At 33.8% G+C, this 6177-nt stretch carries 7 protein-coding genes; all 7 read left to right on the forward strand.

Annotated features, from left to right (window positions below; genetic code table 11):
- Window positions 1-177 precede the first annotated feature (177 nt).
- Window positions 178-606: a transposase gene (locus ABIN61_09025; protein MEO0294344.1), complete on the forward strand. Its 429-nt coding sequence runs from the start codon at window positions 178-180 to the stop codon at window positions 604-606.
- A gap of 389 nt (window positions 607-995) precedes the next feature.
- Window positions 996-1391 carry an adenylate/guanylate cyclase domain-containing protein gene (locus ABIN61_09030; GenBank protein MEO0294345.1) on the forward strand — a complete coding sequence of 132 codons (396 nt, stop codon included), beginning with the start codon at window positions 996-998 and terminating at the stop codon, window positions 1389-1391.
- A 122-nt stretch (window positions 1392-1513) separates the two neighbouring features.
- Window positions 1514-1675: a hypothetical protein gene (locus ABIN61_09035; protein ID MEO0294346.1), complete on the forward strand. Its 162-nt coding sequence runs from the start codon at window positions 1514-1516 to the stop codon at window positions 1673-1675.
- Between the two features lie 6 nt (window positions 1676-1681).
- On the forward strand, window positions 1682-4051 hold the full coding sequence (locus ABIN61_09040) for an ATP-dependent Clp protease ATP-binding subunit (GenBank protein ID MEO0294347.1): 2370 nt from the start codon (window positions 1682-1684) through the stop codon (window positions 4049-4051).
- Window positions 4052-4064: 13 nt separating this feature from the next.
- Window positions 4065-4766, forward strand: a complete 702-nt coding sequence (locus tag ABIN61_09045) for an FHA domain-containing protein (GenBank protein ID MEO0294348.1) — start codon at window positions 4065-4067, stop codon at window positions 4764-4766.
- A gap of 84 nt (window positions 4767-4850) precedes the next feature.
- A complete protein-coding gene (gene clpP, locus ABIN61_09050) occupies window positions 4851-5441 on the forward strand; it encodes an ATP-dependent Clp endopeptidase proteolytic subunit ClpP (GenBank protein ID MEO0294349.1) in 591 nt (196 codons plus the stop codon).
- 15 nt (window positions 5442-5456) lie between these two features.
- On the forward strand, window positions 5457-6177 hold a 721-nt coding region (locus tag ABIN61_09055; GenBank protein MEO0294350.1), incomplete at its 3' end, for a Stp1/IreP family PP2C-type Ser/Thr phosphatase.

Raw genomic sequence — 6177 nt, forward strand, 5'->3', positions numbered from 1 at the left:
GTTCTCCTTCAACAGATGTGCCTTGTAGAGTCTTCTATTTACCCTCAGAAGGTCTCTAAGGGCCTTCATAGCATCCCTCTTTAGGTTCGCTACTCGGCTAAGGAGTATGAATTTCGGGATTAACCAGAAAATTGTGTAAAAATTTATACTATAACCAAAAAGTTTAGGAGGTAAGTAATGGCAAGGAGAGGAAGAAAGCTTGATCCAGAAACAGAGTTTAAACACTTTATTTCCTCTATGGAGGACTTCCTTCATCGAGGGCAATACCCAAGTCTTACCATCCTTCTGGAAGGTATCCTGAATTATCTCATGCAGAAGGAAAGGGAGTTCTATCTCCAGAAGAACCCTCAGGAGTATGCAAATGGCACTTATAAAAGAACACTCACAGCCAACTTCGGTCAGCTTCATCTAAGGATCCCCAGGGTAAGAATATCAAATACCTTCAGACCTGCCCTTTTGCCTGCCAGGTGGAAGCGCTTTAATAAAGACTATGAGGAGTTTTTACTCGCTTTAAGCTACAGGTTGAAGCAGATATTTGCATTGAGATTTGAGGAGGTTGACAAAGTTGTTTATTTAGAGAATATAGGGGTAGCAGAAAATGTTTAAAAGGGATATTGCAAAATTTTTAAAAGATAGGATATATTTACACAATTTTAAGGGTTAGTCTCTACTTTTAAATATCATAGTCAATCAAATGATTTTAGGATTTGAAAGAATAGAGCTAAATAAAAAAATTGTAGAGGAGACAATTCTGAGGATTTCTTTGGAGAGATTTTTTTCCGACTTTAGTAGAACGAATTTTTCGTGATATTAAAAAATATGGAAATTTGAGATGTTACCCCAAAAAAACAGAGGCAACTATTCTTTTTTTAGATATTGTAGGATTCACAAAGATGATAGAAGGACTTCCTCTTATAGAGATTTCTAAAATTTTATGTGATTTTTTTTGATTTAATAGTCAATGAAATATTTGATGAAAATGGGGTAATATATATATGGGTGATGGATTAATGGCAATTTTTGGAGTTCCTGAGAAGGATGAAGAGCACGCCATTAGAGCTGTTCGATGTGGATTGAGTATTTTAAATAAACATTCTAAATTTATAAGTGATTTGCCTAACAACAAAAAATTTAACATACGTATAGGAATTGAATCAGGTGAAGTAATAGCAGGATACATGGGGTCAAGTAAAAGACTGGAATATACTGCAATGGGTTATGCAGTAGTAGCAGCAAAAAGAATAGAATCTTTAACAAAACCAAATAGTATTTATATAGGAAGGGAGACTTATAGAAAGATTTGTCATAGATTCAAAATATTTTTTGTAGGTATATTATCCTTACAGAAAGGTGAGGGGGAAATAGAGGTATGGGAAGTGTTGAGAGATTGAATGCTATAACAATTTTATAACTTTTATAACATTTTTAATATTGAATTTTAATTTGATTTTATTATAAAAAATTTCATTTAGGAGGTGGATATGATTTGGACAAGAAAAGATAAATTCAAAAAGTGGCTATTTATACTTTATCTAAAAAGATACAAACTCTTGAGGGATTCATGCTGGTTTTAGATTTAAAAACTAATAAAAGGAAAACAATAGAGATTCCTCTTGAAAAGAAAGATTACAGCAAAGAATTAAGAAGAGCCAAGATAATGATAAGATTTGGTTAAATAAATATGAAGCCTCTTTCAACTGGAGCACAAATAGCTATAAGTATAGCTGCTACAGAAGCAAAATTTATACCGAGTCCTTATCTTGAAAATGAACATGTTTTCTTAGGACTTTGCAAAGTAGAAGATGTATTGACCTTAGATGAAGTAGAGGGGATATCTGAAAACCAGTTTAATGATGCTAAAAGGGAAATACAAAATTTCTCTAATTTTCTCAGATCTTGTGGCATTGATCCAAAAACTGCTCGCAGAAGATTAAGAGTAATTATAAAATACAAACAACCTGTAGAAAGCAATTTTACAGGTCACAGAAGTGAAAGATGTAGGGAAATGTTTAATACTGCTGAAAGGATAAGTGATGAAGAAGGGAAATCAAAAATAGAATTAAAACACTTTTTCCATGCTATAATGTTAAATCCCTCTTCAATCCTTCTGGAGCTTTTTTCAAATCTTGGGTTAAAAGAAATAATAAAAGCTTCTTTATCAAAGGAACCGACGTATGATGAGACAATTGTCATGGAAGACATAAAGAGAGAGACTGAACCTATAGAAAAGGAGAAAAGAACACCAACCCCATTTCTTAATAAATTTGGAAGAGACTTAACAGAACTTGCAAGACAGGGAAAACTTGAGCCATGCATAGGAAGAAAGGCTGAGATTAAAAAATGTGCTCAAATACTTCTTCAGAAAAGAAAGAATAATCCTATTCTTGTAGGAGAGGCAGGGGTTGGGAAGACATGTATAGTAGAAGGACTTGCACAATATATAGTAAAACCTGATGCTCATGAAAACTTAAGGAATTTAAGGATTGTTGAAATCAATATGGGAAGTCTTATTGCAGGAACAAGGTATAGAGGTGATTTTGAAGAAAGACTGGAAAATATAATTAAAGAGGCATCTTCTGAGCCAAACATAATTCTTTTCATAGATGAAATACATACAATTGTCGGAGCAGGGGAAGCAGCTGGAGCCCCGCTGGATGCAGCAAATATTCTCAAGCCTGCTTTAGCAAGAGGTGAAATAAAATGTATTGGAGCAACCACTACTAAAGAATATAGAAGATATATAGAGAAAGACGCTGCTCTTGAAAGAAGATTTCAAGTAGTATGGGTAGAGGAACCAACGATTGAGGAAACAGTTGAGATTATCAAAGGGATAAGAAAGAGATTTGAAGCACACTACGGAATATTTATTCCTGATTCAGTAATTGAAATAGCAATTGAACTCTCTGTAAAGTATTTACCTGATCATCGTCTTCCTGACAAAGCAATTGATCTTATTGACCAGGCATGTGCAAGAAAAGCGCTTTTTACTCTTACACCCGGTAAAAAGTTTGAAGAATCTAATGGATTGACAGTAACGGACATAGCACAGGTATTATCAGAAAGATGTAGGATTCCTGTAAAGGAACTTACGGAAGATGAGAAAGAAAGGCTTTTAAGAATGGAAGAATATTTTAGACAAAGAGTTATGGGACAAGAGCATGCTATAAAGACAGTAGCAGAAACAATAAGGAAAGCAAAGACAGGACTTAAAGATCCAAATAAGCCACTTGGTTCTTTTCTTTTTCTTGGAGCAACGGGGACAGGAAAAACAGAGCTTGCAAAAGCATTGGCAGAATTTTTGTTTCACTCTGAAGAAAGACTTATTGTAATTGATATGTCTGAATATCAGGAAAAGCATTCTGTTGCAAAATTAATTGGTGCTCCTCCTGGTTATGTAGGTTATGAAGAAGAAGGATATCTTACAGGGAAAGTGAGAACCAATCCATATTCAGTAGTTCTTTTTGATGAAATAGAAAAAGCCCATCCTGAAGTTCTTGACCTCTTGCTTCAGATTCTTGATGAAGGTAGACTAACAGATTCTCATGGAAGAAAAGTAAAATTTACAGAAACCATAGTTATTATGACTTCTAATCTTGGAGTATCAACCTTACAAAAAGTTAAAAAAATTGGGATAGTAGTTCAAGATGAAGAAACAAAGGATTATGATTCTTATGAAAAAGTTATTGAAGAAGCAGTAAGAAAAGCTCTGAGACCTGAGCTTTTAAACAGAATTCAGAAAAAGATAATTTTTTATCCTTTAAGTAAAGAGACTATGAAAAAAATTTTAAGAGAAAAATTTCTTCCGGAGCTTAACAAAAAACTTTTGTTTAAGAATATTAAAGTTAGCTTGACTGAGGAGGCATTAGATTTTATTGTAAGTAAAGGTTACAGTGAAGAGTATGGAGCGAGGAATTTAAAGAGAGCTTTTGAACAATATGTTGAAGAACCTCTTTCAGAAAGGATACTGGAAGGTAATTTCAAAGAAGGAGATGCAATAGAAGTTCAGATGGAAGGTGAAAGTTTAAAATTTAATCTTGGGATAAGTAATTAAAATGTGAAAATTCATGGAAAAACATAATTTTTTGGTAGTTTTGGAAGGAGAACCTTACGAAAAAAATGAGTGTTTACCTCTTCCAGATTTTGAAAAGATAATTCTTGGCAGATCTCAAGGACAACACAAAGCAGATATAAGCTTTGATAGTCTTTATATCTCAAGAATTCATGCAGAAATTCAGTGCATTAATGGGAAATATTACATAAGGGATTTAAGTAAACATGGAACATGGCTTAATCATAATAAAATTGAAAAGGGTAAATTTTATGAGCTTAAAGATGGAGATGTTATTATTTTGAGTAAAAGAGAAGCTGTTTTAATTTGTCGGTTAAATTATGAGCCTGGGCAAACATTTGATTATATTGAGTTTAGCCAAACTCAAATTGAAAACTTCGTAGATAAAACTGCGAAAGATAATATTATCTTTGAAAAGGAAAAAAGGAAAGTAAAAATTCACAACAAAGAATATGAGCTAAGTGGAAGGGAGTTAAAACTTTTTGAAATACTATACGAAAATAGAAACAAGGTAGTAAGTGTAGAAGCCATCATCAATTACATATGGCCTAAAAGAGCGGTTTCAGACCGTTATGTAGTAACTCCCGAGGAAGTAAGGCAGGTTGTCTACAGACTTAGAAAACGTTTAGATCCTTATGGGAATAAGTATATAAGAACTTTAAGAGGTGAAGGTTTTTTACTTGAGATACCAGAGTAGATTTTCCCTATGAGGGTTGCTATGGCTTAAAAAAGTATCTTTAAGCTCTCATCTTTAATGGAATAAAAAATAGGGAGGAAATAAATGGGTATTCTTAAAGTTCCATATGTAATAGAACAGACACCTGCAGGAATAAGACATGTAGATATCTATTCTCGGCTTCTTTCTGAAAGGATGATTTTTCTTACTGGCGAGATTAATGATGATGTAGCAGACATAATCACAGCTCAACTTTTTTACCTTGAGGCAGAAGATCCTAAAAAGGATATTTACTTTTACATAAACAGTCCAGGAGGTGTGGTAACAGCTGGATTAGCTATTTATGATGTTATGCAATATATAGCCTGTGATGTAGTAACTATTTGCATAGGGCAGGCAGCATCAATGGCTGCGGTGCTACTTGCAGGAGGCAAAAAAGGAAAGAGAATGGCTCTTCCTAATGCAAGAATAATGATTCATCAACCACTGGGAGGTGCTCAAGGACAAGCGAAAGACCTTGAGATACAGGCAAGGGAAGTAAACAGAATAAAAGGAGTTATTAACAAAATTTTATCTTATCATACAGGACAGCCTATTGAAGTTATTGAAAGAGATACAGATAGAGACTTTTTTATGACAGCTGAAGAAGCAGTAAAGTATGGGTTGATTGATAAGGTTATATATAAAAAAACTTAATGTATGAGATTAGATATGAAAAACTTAAGAGCATCTGCTCTTACAGACAAGGGGGTAGTGAGACAAAACAATGAAGATGCCTTTTTTATTGATGAAGAAAGAGGTATCTTCATCGTAGCAGATGGTATGGGAGGTCATAATGCAGGGGAGGTGGCAAGCAGTCTGGCTGTAACTACTATTAAAGATTTTCTTTATAAAAAAGGAGATATACAGGACAGTAAACAAATTAAGAAAGCCCTTGTTGAATCAATATTTTCTGCTCATGAAGAAATTAAGAAAAAATCAGAACAAGAAAATTCCCTCAAGGGAATGGGAACCACGGTTGTTGTAAGTTATCTAAAGGATAGAACATTACATATATGTTCGGTGGGTGATAGCAGAGGATATCTTATAAGAGATAAAAAAATTATTAAGCTTACTGAAGACCATTCTGTAGTAGCAGAGCTTCTTAAATCAGGTGTAATTAATGAAGAGGAGGCTAAGTTACATCCTATGAAAAATGTAATAACTCAGGCTCTTGGAATAGGAACCCCACCTATTCCATTTTTTGTAAGAGAACAACTCAGAGACGATGACTTAATTTTATTATGCACTGATGGCTTAACAGAAATGCTAACGGATGAGGAAATTTTGTCCACATGCTTACAAAAAAGAAATAATATTTCAGATATGGCTAAGGCTTTTATTGATGAGGCAAATAAAAAGGGAGGAAAAGACAATGTAACGGTTGTTTTGA

It is taken from the genome of candidate division WOR-3 bacterium (genome assembly GCA_039804165.1).
Taxonomy (GTDB): domain Bacteria; phylum Hydrothermota; class UBA3072; order UBA3072; family UBA3072; genus JAFGHJ01.

What these genes read in the sequence shown, in the direction of transcription:
- clpP (MEO0294349.1), top strand. Translation starts at nt 4,851, where the DNA reads ATGGGTATTCTTAAAGTTCCATATGTAATAGAACAGACACCTGCAGGA.
- ABIN61_09030 (MEO0294345.1), top strand. Translation starts at nt 996, where the DNA reads ATGGGTGATGGATTAATGGCAATTTTTGGAGTTCCTGAGAAGGATGAA.
- ABIN61_09045 (MEO0294348.1), top strand. Translation starts at nt 4,065, where the DNA reads ATGGAAAAACATAATTTTTTGGTAGTTTTGGAAGGAGAACCTTACGAA.
- ABIN61_09040 (MEO0294347.1), top strand. Translation starts at nt 1,682, where the DNA reads ATGAAGCCTCTTTCAACTGGAGCACAAATAGCTATAAGTATAGCTGCT.
- ABIN61_09025 (MEO0294344.1), top strand. Translation starts at nt 178, where the DNA reads ATGGCAAGGAGAGGAAGAAAGCTTGATCCAGAAACAGAGTTTAAACAC.